Origin of the sequence: Pseudoalteromonas sp. US3C1004, from assembly GCF_048401065.1 — a bacterium.
GTDB classification, from domain to species: Bacteria; Pseudomonadota; Gammaproteobacteria; order Enterobacterales; family Alteromonadaceae; genus Pseudoalteromonas; species Pseudoalteromonas undina.
In genome coordinates, this window is the sequence record NZ_CP183073.1 from 2,634,202 (window position 1) to 2,651,763 (window position 17,562).

At 40.3% G+C, this 17,562-nt stretch carries 18 protein-coding genes; 15 read left to right on the plus strand and 3 right to left on the minus strand.

What is annotated here, in order from left to right; translation table 11 throughout:
- The first annotated feature begins 142 nt into the window (after positions 1–142).
- The 3 genes from tolC (at position 143) to ACNSN3_RS12345 (ending at position 3,407) form a co-directional block, all read left to right on the plus strand.
- Entirely contained in the window at positions 143–1,501 is a 1,359-nt protein-coding gene (gene tolC, locus ACNSN3_RS12335) for an outer membrane channel protein TolC (RefSeq protein WP_418607555.1), read from the plus strand.
- A gap of 372 nt (positions 1,502–1,873) precedes the next feature.
- Positions 1,874–2,797 carry an LpxL/LpxP family Kdo(2)-lipid IV(A) lauroyl/palmitoleoyl acyltransferase gene (lpxL, locus tag ACNSN3_RS12340; protein ID WP_054201907.1) on the plus strand — a complete coding sequence of 308 codons (924 nt, stop codon included), beginning with the start codon at positions 1,874–1,876 and terminating at the stop codon, positions 2,795–2,797.
- Between the two features lie 37 nt (positions 2,798–2,834).
- Positions 2,835–3,407, plus strand: coding sequence for a toxin co-regulated pilus biosynthesis Q family protein (locus ACNSN3_RS12345; protein ID WP_010391576.1), 573 nt, complete (start codon positions 2,835–2,837; stop codon positions 3,405–3,407).
- Between the two features lie 47 nt (positions 3,408–3,454).
- Here ACNSN3_RS12345 and glnE read toward each other — a convergent pair whose 3' ends face one another.
- Positions 3,455–6,250: a bifunctional [glutamate--ammonia ligase]-adenylyl-L-tyrosine phosphorylase/[glutamate--ammonia-ligase] adenylyltransferase gene (gene glnE, locus ACNSN3_RS12350; RefSeq protein ID WP_418607556.1), complete on the minus strand. Its 2,796-nt coding sequence runs from the start codon at positions 6,248–6,250 to the stop codon at positions 3,455–3,457.
- A gap of 78 nt (positions 6,251–6,328) precedes the next feature.
- Here glnE and ACNSN3_RS12355 point away from each other — a divergent pair, with 78 nt between their 5' ends.
- From ACNSN3_RS12355 to ruvX, 6 genes are all read left to right on the plus strand, one after another.
- Positions 6,329–7,222: a hypothetical protein gene (locus tag ACNSN3_RS12355; RefSeq protein WP_010391581.1), complete on the plus strand. Its 894-nt coding sequence runs from the start codon at positions 6,329–6,331 to the stop codon at positions 7,220–7,222.
- 77 nt (positions 7,223–7,299) lie between these two features.
- Entirely contained in the window at positions 7,300–7,773 is a 474-nt protein-coding gene (locus ACNSN3_RS12360; RefSeq protein WP_010391582.1) for a hypothetical protein, read from the plus strand.
- A gap of 70 nt (positions 7,774–7,843) precedes the next feature.
- Entirely contained in the window at positions 7,844–8,578 is a 735-nt protein-coding gene (rsmE, locus tag ACNSN3_RS12365; protein ID WP_055012525.1) for a 16S rRNA (uracil(1498)-N(3))-methyltransferase, read from the plus strand.
- Between the two features lie 66 nt (positions 8,579–8,644).
- Positions 8,645–9,595 (plus strand): glutathione synthase, encoded by a 951-nt coding sequence (gshB, locus tag ACNSN3_RS12370; protein WP_418607559.1) that lies wholly within the window; start codon positions 8,645–8,647, stop codon positions 9,593–9,595.
- Between the two features lie 127 nt (positions 9,596–9,722).
- Positions 9,723–10,280: a YqgE/AlgH family protein gene (locus ACNSN3_RS12375; protein ID WP_418607561.1), complete on the plus strand. Its 558-nt coding sequence runs from the start codon at positions 9,723–9,725 to the stop codon at positions 10,278–10,280.
- A gap of 17 nt (positions 10,281–10,297) precedes the next feature.
- Entirely contained in the window at positions 10,298–10,747 is a 450-nt protein-coding gene (gene ruvX / locus ACNSN3_RS12380) for a Holliday junction resolvase RuvX (RefSeq protein WP_013465849.1), read from the plus strand.
- A gap of 204 nt (positions 10,748–10,951) precedes the next feature.
- Here ruvX and ACNSN3_RS12385 read toward each other — a convergent pair whose 3' ends face one another.
- Both ACNSN3_RS12385 and ACNSN3_RS12390 read right to left on the minus strand, forming a co-directional pair.
- Positions 10,952–12,088 (minus strand): PilT/PilU family type 4a pilus ATPase, encoded by a 1,137-nt coding sequence (locus ACNSN3_RS12385; protein ID WP_054201910.1) that lies wholly within the window; start codon positions 12,086–12,088, stop codon positions 10,952–10,954.
- Positions 12,089–12,097: 9 nt separating this feature from the next.
- Positions 12,098–13,138: a type IV pilus twitching motility protein PilT gene (locus ACNSN3_RS12390; RefSeq protein WP_010391590.1), complete on the minus strand. Its 1,041-nt coding sequence runs from the start codon at positions 13,136–13,138 to the stop codon at positions 12,098–12,100.
- 2 nt (positions 13,139–13,140) lie between these two features.
- Here ACNSN3_RS12390 and ACNSN3_RS12395 point away from each other — a divergent pair, with 2 nt between their 5' ends.
- From ACNSN3_RS12395 to hemW, 6 genes are read left to right on the plus strand one after another with little or no spacing between them, the layout of a single operon-like run.
- Positions 13,141–13,854 (plus strand): YggS family pyridoxal phosphate-dependent enzyme, encoded by a 714-nt coding sequence (locus ACNSN3_RS12395; RefSeq protein ID WP_418607564.1) that lies wholly within the window; start codon positions 13,141–13,143, stop codon positions 13,852–13,854.
- 17 nt (positions 13,855–13,871) lie between these two features.
- A complete protein-coding gene (proC, locus tag ACNSN3_RS12400; RefSeq protein WP_010391593.1) occupies positions 13,872–14,693 on the plus strand; it encodes a pyrroline-5-carboxylate reductase in 822 nt (273 codons plus the stop codon).
- A 26-nt stretch (positions 14,694–14,719) separates the two neighbouring features.
- Positions 14,720–15,253, plus strand: a complete 534-nt coding sequence (locus ACNSN3_RS12405; protein WP_008113334.1) for a YggT family protein — start codon at positions 14,720–14,722, stop codon at positions 15,251–15,253.
- A 58-nt stretch (positions 15,254–15,311) separates the two neighbouring features.
- Positions 15,312–15,755, plus strand: a complete 444-nt coding sequence (locus ACNSN3_RS12410) for a DUF4426 domain-containing protein (protein WP_010391596.1) — start codon at positions 15,312–15,314, stop codon at positions 15,753–15,755.
- A 2-nt stretch (positions 15,756–15,757) separates the two neighbouring features.
- Positions 15,758–16,357 carry an XTP/dITP diphosphatase gene (locus ACNSN3_RS12415; RefSeq protein ID WP_418607567.1) on the plus strand — a complete coding sequence of 200 codons (600 nt, stop codon included), beginning with the start codon at positions 15,758–15,760 and terminating at the stop codon, positions 16,355–16,357.
- Entirely contained in the window at positions 16,354–17,490 is a 1,137-nt protein-coding gene (gene hemW, locus ACNSN3_RS12420; RefSeq protein WP_138596744.1) for a radical SAM family heme chaperone HemW, read from the plus strand. The genes ACNSN3_RS12415 and hemW overlap by 4 nt, the downstream gene beginning before the upstream one ends.
- Positions 17,491–17,562 lie beyond the last annotated feature (72 nt).

The following is a 17,562-nucleotide window of genomic DNA, read 5'->3' on the forward strand; positions in this document are numbered from 1 at the left end:
CGCTAAATTGAGCGAATGAGGCGTGTTAGGTATATATTCTGTTACACTTGAGAACGTTGTTTTACTAATTTTTTTTTTAGTTATTAAGTAAAACAGGTTAACATGCCTGTAGTACAAAAATTGTCTAAGGACCGAACATCACATGAAAAAGAACATCCTTGCAGCACTGGTTAGTTTATCATGCGCATTGGGCTCAACCGTAGCCAATGCTGAAGATTTACTTCAAGTTTTTGAAATCGCAACAGCCAACGATCCTACCGTTTTAAAAGCAAAAGCCCAAGCTGATGCTCAATCATACCAAAGCGATCGCGCTATGAGCGCATTATTACCGCAAATTGGTTTGACTATGGGTTACACAAAGTCTGACTCAACTTCCTTCAGACAATCTGAAGATTTATCTTCTATTAATAAAATTAATTCTGAAAGCGACGAGTTTTCTCGTGGTATTAGCTTAAGCCAAACGTTATTTGATTTAGGCGCATGGAATTCATTAGGTATAGCCGACAAACAAGCACTTCAAGCAAGCGGCCAATACGACTTTGCCAAGCAAAACCTAATTGTTCGTGTTGCTGAGGGTTATTTTAACGTACTTAGCGCTATTGATAACCTTGAATTTGTACAAGCTGAAAAACGTGCCATTGAGCGCCAACTTGAACAAACTAAGCAGCGTTACGCTGTAGGTTTAACAGCTATTACCGATGTACATGAAGCACAAGCACAATTTGATAACTCAGTAGCGCAAGAGATCATTGCTAATAATGCGGTAGAAACAGCCCGTGAGCAGCTACGTGAGATCACTGGTAAGTACCACGCGAAGCTGGATATGTTAAACACCAAAACGTTTTCTACTGTTAAACCAAGTACGCCTGCAACTGATTTAGTTAAAATAGCTAAAGACAAAAATTTAAATCTGCAGGTATCAAAAATCACGGTTGATATAGCTAAAGAACAAATTGAACTCGCAAAAGCAGGTCATTATCCAAAACTAACGTTAAATGCTAGCTACGGCGACTCATTAACAGATAGCGAGTCAAATGGCGTTAGTTTTGACGATCAACCTCGTTCAGATTCAAGCTCTATTGGACTAAACTTTAGCGTACCACTTTACTCAGGTGGCGCAACGGTTGCTGCAACAGATCAAGCACGTGCATTTTACGTTGCTGCTAGCCAAGATTTTGAAACCGATTATCGTGCAGTAACTCGCTCTGTAATTACTTCTTACAATCAAGTGGTATCTGATATTGCAACATTTAAAGCGCTCGAACAAGCAGTTATCTCAGCTGAAAGTGCATTAAAAGCCACTGAAGCGGGTTTTGAGGTAGGTACACGTACTATCGTTGATGTACTAATTAGTACGCAAAACTTGTACGATGCAAAGCGTAATCTTGCCGATGTACGTTATCGTTATGTTGTATCAACGCTTCGCTTAAAACAAGCAACAGGAACATTGAGCCGTGAAGATTTAGTGGGTATAAACCAAGGTTTAAATACCGTTAACTAAGCAAACGACTTCATTATAAATAATCACTAAAGCCAGCTTTTTGCTGGCTTTTTGTATTTTTTAACACATAGCGTTAAACTAGGGTCTGTTGACCTTTCAAGGTTAAATTTGCAGCAGCCTGTTTGGTATTAAGGCAAGGCAGAGCTTATGTGGTGTGGTTATTCCCCATTAATAGGCGATAACGCCGCATTAATGCCAAACAGGCGCTGCCCGAAGGGTTCTGCCTAGGGGCAATTAACTCTTTGTTGCTCGGTTTTTACTTAGCCCACTAGGTTACAAACCTCGCGCCGCGATTAAATTGCCCCTAGTTTGAACAAATATTAATCCGCAAAGGTCAACAGACCCTAGCCTTTTATTTTTAGAGAAATTTTTGTGGTTAACTCATCCCCTTTTAAAGCCTCTTTTTTAGGTCCTCGTTATTGGCTAACCTGGATTGGTGTTTTGTTTTTATATCTCATTTCTTGGTTACCGCAAAAACTACAATTAGCTATGGGTAAGCAGCTAGGACGCTTGGTTCATAAATATATGAAGCGTAGAAGGCATATTGCTGAGGTTAATATTAAACGCTGTTTCCCCACAATGAGCGAAACCGAGCAACAACAGCTGGTACTTAAAAATATGGAAAATACCGGTATTGCGATGGTTGAAACCGGCATGGCTTGGTGGTGGCCACAGTGGCGGGTCAAAAAAGTACTCGGGTCAATAAAAGGGCTTGAGCATTTTGAGCGCGTACAACAATCAGGAAAAGGCGTTTTATTACTTGTTCCACATATACTGCATCTTGAAATGACAAGTCGTGTAATGGGATTGAAGTGCCAAGGTATTGGCTTTTACCGCCCGCATAACAATCCGCTTATGGAATACTTTACCACCAATGGACGTCTTCGCTCTAATGAATACATGGTTGGAAAAAAAGACGTAAAAGGATTATTAAAATCATTAAAAAATAAAAAACTGTGTTATTACTTACCCGATCAGGATTATGGCCGTAACCGCTGTGAGTTTGTGCCTTTTTACGCAGTACCCGATACAGCAACCACCACTGGTACACTAATGTTTGCAGGTAGTAAAAACTGCGAAACAATGAGCTTAATTGCTTATAGGGATAACAACGGAAAGTACCACTTAGAAATCGTGCCTGAGCTTGAAAACTTCCCAAGCGGCGATGATAAAGCCGATGTAACACGTGTTAATCAGCGCATGGAACAATCAATAAATGCCGCCCCTGAACAATATATGTGGTTGCATAGACGTTTTAAAACACGACCCGATAAAGACGCCCCCTCTTTCTATTAAAGATGGGTTATTAAAATAACAAAGATGAGTAACAGCCATGTGGTTTTGGATTAGATATATACTTTTAGCTTTATTGTTAATTGGTGCAGCCATTTACTTTCTACTAAATGGTTCGTCGTCACTCAATTATCAACAAACCACTAACGCTGCGGCTGAAGGGTTATCGCGGTTTTATGCATCAATCCGAGATAGAATTTCTGTCAATAAAGACAATGACAAATTTGTAATTGAACTCGAAAAACCCGATCTTAGCCTCGACAGAGCGCTAAACCAGCGTTCTTTTGTAGTAGAGCCTATGCCTTTAAATTGGAGTGGAGAAGTAGGCCCGCGTCGCTTCCAACGTGACTCAACCTTGCGTACCGTACTAACCCAATATGCTAATAACGAAGGTATTACTTTAATGTGGTACTTAGACAAAGATTACGTTGTTAAGGATCACTTTCGAATAGATAGCAGTTTTAACTCCGCTTTATACCGCGTTAGCCGCTCTATAAATGATGATTTTTCAAATGAAGTGTATGCGTTTTTCTGCCCTAAACAACGCGCAGCGGTTATTACCGAGCTGCCGTCTGAATTTGTACGTACAAACTGTTTAAAACTAAGCAATTAACTGCGATTTATAGGCGCTCAATAATAATCGAGCGCCTATGTATTTATTCAATTTAATTCAAAAATAGCCTGCCATATCGACGTGACATTTTTAATATCTTCACTAAAATCTTCACGTTTTACGCAGCGACCCTGCTGATCTAAGCTCAACACATGATAGCGTGAGCGATAATCTATATAGGCTTTAATAAGTTGCTGTTTTTGTGTGTCTGTAATGCAACCAATTTTAGCTGCGTCCGTTAAAATTCTGACATTGTCAGAATAGTCGCATAAATGGGTAAATTCATGAGCGTACTTTAATACTAAATATTGGGTGATAAACTCAATATCGGTCATCGCCCCCACGTCTTGTTTTAAATCAAACTGCTGCTCGTTGCCTTTAGCTAAATGGCCACGCATTTTTTCGCGCATTTTAATTACGTCGGTTTTTAGCAGTTCAACATCACGTTTTTGACACAATATCTCGGCGCGAATTTGTGCAAAACGCGTTACTAATTCAGTTTGGCCTAAAATCAGCCTCGCTCTGACTAAAGCTTGATGCTCCCACGTCCATGCTTGGGTTTGTTGGTAATGATTAAAACTCTCTAAGTTAATCGCTAATAACCCTGATGCCCCCTCTGGACGAAGTCGAGTATCTAATTCATATAAAATACCTGAAGCAGTACGAGTATTAAATAAATGCATTAAACGCTGTGCTAGCTTTAAATAAAATTGCCTTGAGTCAATTGCCTTGTCGCCGCTGGTATAGCTGGTACCGTCATGGTTATGCACAAAAACTAAATCAAGATCAGAGTCATAACCCACCTCAAAACCACCGGTTTTTCCATACGCAATAACGGCAAAGCCTTTATGTTCATCGTTGGTATTAGGTGGCATGCCAAAACGTTTAACACAATGATACCAAGCAATATTAACAGCCTGATCAACTATCGCTTCTGCAAGTGCAGTTAAGTGATCGCTTACTTTCATAACATCAATAACGCCAGTGGCATCTGCGGCAGCAATCCGTAACTGATGGGTTTGTTTAAACTGACGCAATGCTTCCATTTGTTGTTCAAGATCGTCATGTTCAATACGTAAAAAATACTGTCTTATTTCATCTTTATACGCTGTTAATGGGGTCGGTTTATACAGCACTGCAGGGTCGATAAGTTCATCGAGTAGAATGGGATACAATGAAATATGCTCTCCAATCCACTTGCTATGGCAACAGAGCAAAACTAACTGCTTTAACGTTCCAGGGTTTTCATACAACAGCTCTAAATAAGCGGTGCGCGAAATAATTTTATTTAGTATTTGGCATACCGTTGTAAACGCACTGGCAGTAGCATTAAAGTCGTTTAATTGTTTTAGTAATGCAGGCATTAATTTATCAAGAATGTCGCGTCCACGGTTGCCCACTTTGGCTTTAGATAGGCGCTGTTTGAAGTCATGTAATGGTGTTTGCCACTCTTCTCTTGGTTCATTCAAAAAGCTAACATCACCATGATCCCAAGTACTTATAAACGCGCCTTCACAAGTATCAAGTGGTTCAGTTTCTTCACCAATTACCTGAATAAACTCATTATGAATTTGCGCCATGACCTGTTCTATTTTTTCAATAGCTGAGTCAATATTGTCTTGTTTCAACAATACATTCAGCCGTTGCTGATTTAGCTCATCATCAGGCAGAGTTTGTGTTTGCTGATCATCAAAAATTTGTAGGTATTGCTCTATCCTACGTAAATAAAGGTAGTTATTTTTAAGCCCTCTGGCTTCATGCTCATCAATCACTTGGCTAACTGTTAGCTGCTCTAATGCAGTTAATAAAGATTGTGTTTGTAAATTTGCTTCTCTGCCGCCTCTGACCATTTGCAATGCTTGAACAATAAATTCAACTTCGCGAATGCCGCCACCACCTAATTTAATGTTATTAGTTAAGCGCTTACGACGCACTTCTTGGGCAATCATGAGTTTCATTTTTCTAAGCGATTCAATCACAGAAAAATCAATGTAGCGGCGATAAACAAAAGGTCTCAGCAAAGTATTAAATTCCTGCCAATAACGACTAGGCGTGCCAATTAATCGCCCTTTTAACATCGCGTAGCGCTCCCAATCACGCCCTTGCTCTTGGTAATAGTCTTCAATGGCATTAAAGCTCATCACCAACGGACCACTTTCACCAAATGGGCGCAAACGCATATCAACCCGAAATACTTGGCCATCCACGGTGCATTGGTTCAGGGCTGTAATTAACTTTTGGGCCACTTTAGTATAAAAAACAGATGCTTCGAGCGAGCGACGACCACCTTGGGTTTTAACGTTGCGGGGGTATGCAAAAATAAGGTCTATATCAGATGAGTAATTTAGCTCTTGCCCTCCTAACTTCCCCATGCCTAGTACCATTAATAGTAAAGCGTTTTTATCTTCATCTAATGGTTCACCATTAGTTTTAGCAACATTATTGTAGGCCCATTGATTAGCACTATCTATCAGTTTATTGGCAAGTTCACTAATGTATTTAATGCTATCCGCAATTGAGTTTTCACAACATAAGTCTAAAAAAGCGACTTTTAGCCAGTACTTTTCACGATATTGGCGCAGTAATTGATGACACTGCTGCTCTTCTACTTCATTTATATTAAGTGTTGCAAAGGGATCTGAAATTTCTCTATTATTAATTTCAACTTCGCATAGCAACCAAGACAACAGCGAAGGTTGAGAGCTTAAACTGCGCCAAGCAAAATCACTTAACGCTAATAAACGCACGATTTGCTGCTGGATTTGTTGTTCGGGATACAGCGTTGCAAAACGCGTTTCACCCAGTTTTTGTAATTCAATAGGAAGCTGCGTGTCGTTACTCATCAATACCCTCTTTTATCTCACCAATAACCATACTAGAATGGTTAAAAACCTATCAAGGTAAATCTATTTAGGAACACCATGTCATACTTGTCATTATCTAACACTAGTTTAGTTGCGATTGCTATTAGTTTTGTGGTTATTTGTATTATTATCATCAGTTTAAGAATTATTACTCAAATAAAAGCAAAACAAGCACTTAAAGAAGAATTAGCGCAACATGATAACTTTGCAATGGGAATTAGTTTTGCTTCTGAAATATCAGTCGTGATCGCCACGATGGCATTTTTGTTCGATGAAATTAGTATTAGCACCGCTCAATCAAATCCGCTGAAAGTCATTTTATTAATTGTGCTGTTATTTTCGTTTATAAAAATGGGACATTTAATCCACCGTAAATGGATTTTACGCCGCTTTAATGAAGAAGCAGCTATATTAAAACAAAACGTTTGTGCTGCGTTGGTTGATTCAGGCATGCTGATTGCCAACTGCATTTTAGTATTGGGTTTATATACGTGGACACACACTCAAGGCTTTAGTAATTTATTAATAGCCTCGGTAAGCTTTTTTGTTTTACAAGGCATGTTTGCCCTAGACAGTAAAATACGCGAAAACCGCTTTGCTAAAGCCAACCAAGGGGCCTCTTTGCAAAGTAACTTTGGTTTAGAAAACACCTCCATTGGTATTCGCTATGCGGGTAAATCAATAGGCTTAGCTCTTGCTGCGTATGCTGGTTTATCGAGTGCGGCGTTTCAAAACGGTAAAATGGTAGAGAACTTATTTACTTTGGTAATGCATTGCGGTGTGATGTGGCTGTTACTATACTGTTTAACGTATATTATAAAAATTATTTCAATGCCAAATATAGATACCGCACTTGAAGTCGATCATCAGGATAATATTGGCATTGCCTGTATTGAATTTGCTGTATTTTGTGCTATTGGTTATTTATTAATAAGTATGTTTTCAATTTAGTACCAAACTCATTAAATTTAGCCGTTGCTTAACGTCCCTATTTAATTGTTTGGTAAATTAACAGGGACTTTAGGCATATGGCAATTAAAACAGGAAGTTATCTATTAATCGATATAGATAACGAGTTCAGCCGAGCATTTGTAAAACATTACATAAATACTAATGATGCTGCTAAAAAGGACATCATAATAGCCGGTGCGAACACGCAAAAGCTGGTTAAAATGATGTTTGATGAACTCGTTAAAGATTATTGCTATTGCGATATTGAGAACGAAATCAGTATTTCAGAACTGGCCAGCTACCTTCACGAACACCACAATGTTCAAGGCGTATTATTCAACCAAACAGATTATTTGCTCGCTGATGATACACAGCGCTTTATTTATAATTCATTACATGAAAAACGCTATATTATTAGCCAAACCAATCATGGCTATGACATTAACCCCATAAATGAAGAGTGCCATTCAAATCATTTGTCCTGTGATACCGATATAGCCCAAACCGCACAAGAACTAACAGAGCTTGCAGTCCCTGAATATGAAAAATAAATAATTGCACCCAAGCCTTTGCTTACTTACCATAGAGGGATATAACTTCTATGTAAAAAAGTGATTTGCCATGCGAGTGCCTCATATTTATCAATCATCACCAATTGCCCTTAATACTCCTTTAAACCTAGACGATGATGCTGCAGGGCACATAGGCCGTGTGTTGCGCATGAAAGTAGGCGAGCAGGTTTCTATTTTTAATGGTGAAGGCGGAGAGTTTCTAAGTGAAATTATTGAGGTGAGTAAAAAGAGCGTGGTTGTTATGCCGCTTGAATTTAATCCTCATGACGTTGAATCACCATTAAAAATTCATTTAGGCCAGTGCGTATCCCGTGGTGACAAAATGGATTTTACCATTCAAAAGTCTGTTGAATTAGGGATCACTGAAATCACCCCTATTTTTAGCCAGCGCTGCGGCGTAAAGCTAAGTGGCGACCGCTTAGAAAAAAAACACCAGCAATGGCAAAAAATAGCCATTGCCGCAGCAGAGCAATCTGGGCGCAACTTTGTGCCAAAAATACACTCACCTGTTGATTTAAAAACCTGGCTTGAACAGCAAACAGCTGCCATTAAATTAACTTTGCATCCTCGCGCCGAACACAGTATTAAAACCATTACCGTTCCCGATGACGGCGTGCGCTTTTTAGTAGGGCCTGAAGGCGGATTTACCGACGATGAAATAGCACAAACAAAGCAACAAGAATTTGTAGATATTCGCTTAGGCCCGCGGGTACTTCGCACAGAAACAGCAGCGTTAACCGTTTTAAGCGCACTGCAATTACAATTTGGCGATTTAGCTAATTGAAATAACTAAAAGCACCCACATATCAAGATTACAGTTGTAAAAAACACATAAACTAAGGCACAGCGCATGGCAATTAAGTTAGGTATTATTTCAGATCCTATTAGTGGATTTAATATTAAAAAAGACACCGGTTTTGCAATGATGATGCAAGCGCAAACCCGTGGCTACGAAATTTACTACATGGAAATGGATGATTTATCGCTGCGTCAAGGCAATGCCTACGCTACTGCAGCCAAAGCACAGGTTTTTGATAACGCAGAAAAGTGGTACCAACTTGAAGAAAAAACCACCATTGCACTGGCTGACATAGACGTTATTTTAATGCGTAAAGATCCGCCTTTTGATACTGAATATATTTACGCAACCTATATTTTAGAACGTGCTGAGCAAGCGGGTACTTTAGTTATTAATAAGCCACAGAGCTTGCGTGACGCCAATGAAAAACTATTTACCGCTTGGTTTAGTGAGCATACACCTGATACGTTAGTTACGCGCAGCCAAAAGCAAATCCGTGAATTTTTAGCCGAGCACAAAGATATTATTTTAAAACCACTGGATGGTATGGGTGGTGCTTCTATTTTTAGAGTAAAAGCAGATGATGCCAATATTGGCGTAATATGCGAAACCTTAACTGAGCATGGCAGTCGCTTTGCGATGGCGCAAAATTACATTGAAGAGATCACTCAAGGTGACAAGCGCGTATTGGTTGTTGATGGTGAAGTTATTCCTTATTGTTTAGCGCGTATCCCACAAAACGGCGAAACGCGCGGTAACTTAGCCGCCGGCGGACGTGGTGAAGCACGCCCAATTAGTGAGTCAGATCTTAAAATTGCTCAAGCAGTTGCCCCTACATTGAAAGAAAAAGGCTTAATATTTGTTGGCTTAGATATCATTGGCGATAAGTTAACTGAAATTAACGTAACAGCACCAACCTGTGTTAAAGAAATTGAGGCCGCTTACGAGATTTCTATTACCGGTATTTTATTTGATGCTATAGAGAGAAAGCTTAGTAAATAATATTAAAGCCATAACAAAATTTAAGCAGTGGCGCTTCTATAGTCACCGCTTAAAGTTGAATAAATTTTAGTGTTAAAACATGGGACTATGCCATACTCAAGATTCAATAACTAAAAGGGTAAAAATTATGCAGTCATTAGAAAATCATTTTTTAATCGCAATGCCATCAATGCAAGACCCTTTTTTTAAACGTGCGGTCACTTATATTTGTGAACACAATGAAGAAGGCGCTATGGGACTTGTTATCAATCAGCCGATTGATGTTACCGTAGGTGAGCTACTCGACAAAATTGATATTGATAACGATAAGTCGCAACATGCTGCGCAAGTGACAGTGTATGCTGGCGGGCCGGTAAAAACGGATCGTGGCTTTGTACTACATTCACCAAAACCGGGGTATTCGGCAAGCCAAAAGTTGAGTAGTGATATTATGATCACTACCTCAAAAGATGTATTAGCCACATTAACTACTGCTCAAGCACCCGAGCAATTTATAATTACCTTAGGTTACTCAGGTTGGGAGCAAGGCCAGCTAGAACAAGAGCTACTTGATAATAGCTGGTTGATTATAAAAGCCGACCCTAAAATAATTTTTGATACCCCAGTGGAAAAGCGCTGGGAAATGGCAGTCTCTATGCTTGGTTTTGATGTTAGCCAATTAAGCCCTGAAGTTGGACATGCCTAATAACATAAAAGACAAACATGACTAAAAAAACTGTAAAACCGCAAGGTGAGCGCACCGTAATGGGATTTGATTTTGGTACTAAGAGCATTGGTATCGCAATTGGTCAAGAATTGACAGGCAGCGCCACCAGTTTGAAAGCGGTGAAAGCTCAAGATGGCATCCCTAATTGGGATGACATTGCTGTGCAGGTAAAAGAGTGGCAACCTGACTTAATGGTGGTTGGCTTACCGCTTAATATGGATGGCACTTCTCAAGAGGTCACCTTTAAAGCCAAAAAGTTCGCCAATCGATTGCATAATCATTACGGTATTGCGGTTCATACTCAAGATGAACGCTTAACTACCGCTGATGCTAAAGCACGGTTGTTTGAACGTGGTGGTTATAAAAACTTAGGTAAAGGCAACGTAGATAATATGTCTGCGGTGATCATCCTAGAGAGCTTTTTTGAAGCCAGTTATGGCGAATAAATTGATTTAACAAAAAAAGCGCTTAAAGCGCTTTTTTTATGCGTGGATTTTGACTAGGGTCTGTTAGTCTTTACGGATTAAAACTCGTTCAAACTAGGGGCAATTTAATCGCGGCGCGAGGTTTGTAACCTAGTGGGTTCGATAATTGCTCCTACGTTGTTCTACTGGCTTACATCCATGTAGGCAGCAACGAGTTAATTGTCCTTAGGTAATATTACCTTTATCATCAAGGCCATCAATGGTTACACCTTGCAAAAAGCCTGCCCCTTGCTGCTCGTTATTACGTAGTTTTATCATTAAACGTAAATCATTTGGCGAGTCTGCATGATGAAGTGCATCGGCATAGTTAATCCGTTGCTGTCTGTAAAGCTCAAACAGCGCTTGGTCAAAGGTCTGCATGCCCATTTCAGTTGATTTGGCCATAGTTTCTTTAATACCACCAATGTTACCGTTTTTAATCAGCTCACTCACCATTGGCGTATTCAATAATACCTCTATAGCAGCAGCACGTCCCTCACCATCAGAGGTAGGGATAAGCTGCTGGGCAATAATAGCGCGTAAGTTTAATGCTAAATCATATTTAAGCTTATCGTGCTTCTCTTTTGGCACTAAGTGCATAATACGATCAATAGCTTGGTTAGCATTGTTAGCATGTAAGGTGGCAACACATAAATGACCTGTTTCTGCAAAGCTTAACGCATACTCCATAGTTTCTTGCGATCGAATTTCACCAATCAAAATAACATCTGGCGCTTGGCGTAAAGAGCTTTTTAGTGCTGACTCAAAGCTTTCTGTATCTAAGCCCACTTCACGTTGGGTAATAATACTTTTTTGGTGCTCATGCACAAATTCAATTGGATCTTCTATGGTTAGAATATGCCCGCGCTGATGGCGATTTCTATAACCAACCAGTGCTGCCAGTGATGTTGATTTACCGGTTCCCGTACCACCTACAAATAATACCAGGCCTCGCTTTGACATAATCACATCAGTAAGTACTGAGGGCAATCCCAGCTCTTTTACATCAGGTATTTGGGTCACAATCCGGCGAATAACCATCCCTGCTCTGTCACGTTGCCAAAAAGCCGAAATACGAAAGCGCCCTTCGCTGGTTGCAATTGCAAAGTTACACTCTTTGGTGCTATGAAACTCTGCCTTTTGCTTTTCACTCATCGCTGATTCAACTAATTCCAGCGCTTGCTCATCGGTTAGTTTGTCATCATTAAGAGGTATCAGCTCGCCATTAATTTTAGCGCTAATAGGCAGCTGGCTTGATACAAATAGATCAGAGCCTTTTTTGTCGATCATTATTTGTAAAAAGTGATTTAGAGATAAAGTCATAATAATTCCTTAAGCGCTAAACTGCGTCTTATCTTGTGCTTTTGTATACGCCGCTGAGTGAGTGATAATGCCTCGGTTAACTAGATTCGTTAAACATTGATCCATGGTTTGCATGCCCTGCGACGCACCGGTTTGAATCGATGAGTACATTTGAGCAATTTTATCTTCACGAATTAAGTTACGAATAGCAGGCGTTGCCAACATAATTTCGTGTGCAGCCACTCGCCCTCCACCGACCTTCTTGATCAGTGTTTGTGAGATAACCGCACGCAATGATTCAGAAAGCATAGAGCGGATCATGTCTTTTTCTTCACCAGGGAATACATCAATAATACGGTCAATGGTTTTAGGTGCCGACGTGGTATGCAAAGTGCCAAACACTAAGTGACCAGTTTCAGCAGCAGTCATAGCAAGGCGAATAGTTTCTAGATCTCGTAACTCACCAACCAAAATAACATCAGGGTCTTCACGCAATGCACTTCGCAAGGCATTAGAAAAACTATGTGTATCGCGGTGAACTTCACGCTGGTTAATTAAGCTGAGTTTATTATCGTGCACAAATTCGATAGGATCTTCAATGGTCAGTACATGATGATGTTTATTTTGATTTATATAGTCCACCATGGCTGCGAGTGTAGTCGACTTACCTGAGCCTGTAGGGCCGGTAACTAATACTAAGCCTCGTGGGTTATCTGAAATTTGTTTGAATATTTCCGGCGCGCCCAAATCTTCAAGTGTCAATACATCACTCGGGATAGTACGAAACACGGCAGCAGGACCACGATTAGAGTTAAAGGCATTTACACGAAAACGTGCTAAATTAGGGACTTCAAAAGAAAAATCCACTTCGAGATTTTGTTCATAGTCCTTACGCTGGTTATCGTTCATAATGTCATAAACCAGACTGCTGACTTCTTTATCTCCAAGTGCTGGTATATTAATTCGTCGCACATCGCCATCAACACGTATCATAGGTGACACCCCTGATGATAAGTGCAAATCTGATGCTTTATGTTGCACACTAAATGCCAATAATTCGGTGATATCCATTTATGACTCCACAACTAACTGATAAATATATGGTTACAATAGCAGAACGACTCACATCCGCCTACGCTAGAATTGCAGAGGCAGCGCAAAATGCACAGCGCAATAGTAACGACATTACGTTACTTGCAGTATCTAAAACCAAACCCGTCTCTGATATTATGGCAGCATATGAGCAAGGGCAACGCCAATTTGGTGAATCTTATGTTCAAGAGGCTGTAGATAAAATAGCCCAACTAGCTACATTTAGCGATATTGTTTGGCATTTCATTGGCCCTATACAGTCAAATAAAAGCGCTTTGGTGGCTGCTAATTTTGACTGGGTACAAAGCGTCGATAGACTAAAGATAGCAAAACGCTTAAACGCTCAGCGCCCACAGGAAATGCCCGCTCTTAATATACTGATACAAGTTAATATTAGCGCAGAAGATGCTAAATCAGGCTGTACCATAGAAGAGATTGACCAACTAGCGCAATTTATAAGTCAGTGTTCACAGTTAAAATTACGCGGACTAATGGCTATTCCTGCAAAAAGTAACGATGCTAACACGCAAATTCAATATTTTGAGCAATTACAAACTTGCTTTGATAAACTACAGACCCAATATCCTCATATAGATACGTTGTCGATGGGGATGAGTAACGATGTAGAGGCTGCCATAGCGGCAGGTTCAACCATGGTGAGGATCGGCACAGATATTTTTGGAACACGAACTTAAAAGGTGATAACAGACATATGTCAGATAAAAAAATCGCATTTATAGGCACAGGTAATATGAGCTACGCCATCATTGGTGGCATGGTAAAAAACGGCTTTAACGCAAACAATATTATTGCAACTAACCGCAACCAAGAAAAACTAGCCAAGGTAGCATCCGACTTTAAGGTGCAAACCACCAGTGACAATAACGAAGCTATGCGCGATGCAGATGTCATTGTTCTGTCTGTTAAACCACAAATGATGGGCGACTTGTGCCAATCATTTCAAGATTCAGGCATCGACTTTAGTGATAAATTATTTATCTCAGTCGCTGCAGGCTTAACCGTTAAACGCTTACGTGAAATGCTTGGCCAAGATGTGAAAATGGTGCGTTGTATGCCAAATACACCGTCGTTACTTGGCCGTGGTGTATCGGGCTTGTATGGCGCTGGCGAAACGCAAAGCGAACATGAATTTGTACAACAAGTTTTTGAATGTACAGGTATAGTTGTGTGGGTAGAGCAAGAATCGCAAATTAACGATGTCATTGCTGTGACAGGCTCATCGCCAGCTTACTTTTTCTTATTTATGGAAGCGATTGAAGAAAAAGCGAAAGCACTTGGCTTTAATGATGAAGACGCGCGTCGCTTAGTACAGCAAACAGCGCTAGGCGCAGCTGAAATGGCACTTAGCCAACCAGATATTAGCATTTCGCAACTGCGCGCCAATGTAACCTCAAAAGGCGGTACCACGCATGCAGCTGTTGAGCATTTAAAAGCGCAAGGTTTAACCCAAACTGTGGGTGATGCAATGGATGCGTGTATTGCGCGTGCAGTGCAAATGGAACAAGAACTTTAAAACCATTTTTTATTGAAGGTTATACTATGAATGCCATGCAATTTTTAATTAGCACCTTGTTTGATCTGTTTTTAATGGTGGTACTACTGCGTTTTTGGCTACAGTGGGCAAAAGCCGACTTTTACAACCCGATGAGCCAATTTGTGGTCAAAGCCACTTCGTTTGCAGTTAACCCGCTGCGAAAAATCATTCCAGGGCTAGGCGGGCTTGATTTAGCCTCTTTGTTGCTGGCATTTATAGTGGCTGCGGCAAAAATAAGTACATTAATGTGGCTTATTTATAGCTCTTGGGCTATTCAACCTGTGCTTATACAGGCGCTAATAACTGTTTTAAAAGAAGGTTTAAATTTAGTCTTTTGGGTGTTAATCATCCGCGCTATTTTAAGCTGGGTAAGCCAAGGCTATAACCCAATTGAAGCGGTATTCCATCAGCTTACTGAGCCAATGTTAAAGCCAATCCGTAAAATCTTACCGCCACTAGGAGGCTTAGACTTATCGGTATTGGTACTGATCATCGGCATTCAGTTTTTACAAATGCTGCTAATGGACCTTTTAGCTTAAGCACAACGTAATATAAAAGAGGCCTAGCGCCTCTTTTTTACATACTCAGGAGTTAACCATGCAACGTTTAATAAAGTTTTGTTTTATTGCTTGTCTCGCTTTAGCATTTAATGCACACAGCGCTCAAGAACAAGGCGCCCAATACAAAGAACTAGGCCCTTGGCAAGTTCATTACATAGCCTTTCCATCAACGTTTATTCAACCGCAAATAGCTAAAGCTTATGACCTTGAGCGTAGTGGCTATAAAGGCATTGTTAATATTTCAATATTAAAAAATAATGCAGATAAAGCCGCTCAAAAAGCGACATTACAAGGTACCGCTAAAAACTTATTAGGTAACAAGCAAACCCTTAACTTTAAAGAAGTCGTTGAAGGCGATTCAATTTATTATCTAGCACAAGTAGATTACACCAACGAAGAGATTTTACGTTTTGAAATTGAAATCCAACAAGGTAATCAGTTTCAAACATTAAAGTTTAAGCAAAAATTTTACGTAGATTAAATATGACCAACACCTTAGTACTTGCAACCGGCAACCCCGGAAAAGTGAATGAGCTGGCTAACATGCTCAGCTCACTTAATATTAATGTTGTACCGCAAAGCGACCTTAATGTCAGTGACGTAGCCGAAACAGGCACCACGTTTGTAGAAAACGCGATAATTAAAGCGCGACATGCGGCTAAAATTACCGGACTGCCTGCTATTGCAGATGATTCAGGCTTAGAAGTTGATGGCCTGAATGGCGCGCCAGGTGTTTACTCTGCTCGTTTTGCAGGAAATAGCGCAAGTGATCAAGATAATATCGATAAATTACTGGCTGATTTAGGCAATAACCCTAATCGCAGCGCTCGTTTTTGGTGTGTGTTGGTACTAATGCGTCATGCTGACGACCCTACCCCACTTATTTGCAGTGCTAGCTGGGAAGGTGAGATTACCCTTAGCCAACACGGTAAAGGTGGCTTTGGTTACGATCCTATCTTTTTTGTACCATCAGAAAATTGTACCAGTGCAGAGCTTACAAAAGAGCAGAAGAATGCATTAAGCCACCGTGGACAAGCACTTAATAAATTACTACAAGAGTTACAACACAAAGGCGGCCTGTGAACCTTCCTCCACTGAGTTTATATGTGCACGTGCCTTGGTGCGTGCAAAAATGTCCTTACTGCGACTTTAATAGCCACGGGCAAAAAGGTGACATCCCTGAAGCTGAATATGTACAGCACTTAATTGACGATTTAAAAGCTGATTTACACTTAGTACAAGGGCGAAAAATTCACAGTATTTTTATTGGTGGCGGCACGCCAAGCCTATTAACCGGCGCGGCATATACCCGTTTACTCAATGAAATAGATAACCTAATTGGTTTAAGCGATAACTGTGAAATAACCCTTGAAGCAAACCCGGGCACAGTCGAAACTGGCCGTTTTAAAGATTATGTAAAAGCAGGGATTAACCGTATCTCTATTGGCGTGCAAAGCATGCAAAATGATAAGTTAAAAGCCTTAGGCCGAATTCATGGTGCCGATGAAGCCAGTTATGCAGCACAACAAGCTAGTGAAGCAGGGTTGAATAGCTTTAACCTTGATTTAATGCATGGCTTACCAGGGCAATCCCTCGATGACGCACTAAGTGACTTAAAACAAATCATTGCCCTGAGCCCACCACATATTTCTTGGTATCAGCTCACCATTGAGCCTAATACGCAATTTGCTTCAAAACCGCCCACGTTGCCACAAGATGAAACCTTATGGGATATTCAAGAACAAGGCCAAGCATTATTAGCACAAGCAGGCTATCAGCAATACGAAATATCAGGATATGCAAAACCGGGCTTTCAATGCCAACATAACTTGAATTATTGGCGGTTTGGCGATTATCTTGGTATTGGCTGTGGCGCCCATGGTAAGGTTACTGATGCGAAAACAGGGGTGATAACACGCACTGAAAAGGTTAAACACCCACGGGGCTACATGGACATTATTAAGCCCTACTTGTACAAAAGCTGGCAAGTAGAACAAGACGACTTAGCGTTTGAATTTTTTATGAATCGCTTTCGTTTAACAGAGCCATGCCCGATTGAAGACTACAGTGCACTGACTAATCAGCCATTACAAAGCCAACAAGCGGCTTTGAATAAAGCCATTAACACAGGTTTATTAATAGAAAAAGACGGCCATTGGCAAGTAAGCCTTAAAGGCCATCGCTTTTTAAATGACCTGCTAGAATTGTTCGTATAACGCTTTTGGCGTTATACGCATGTAAAGTAAATACATGAAAAATTAAAATACCCTAATGGGTTTCTAACAACA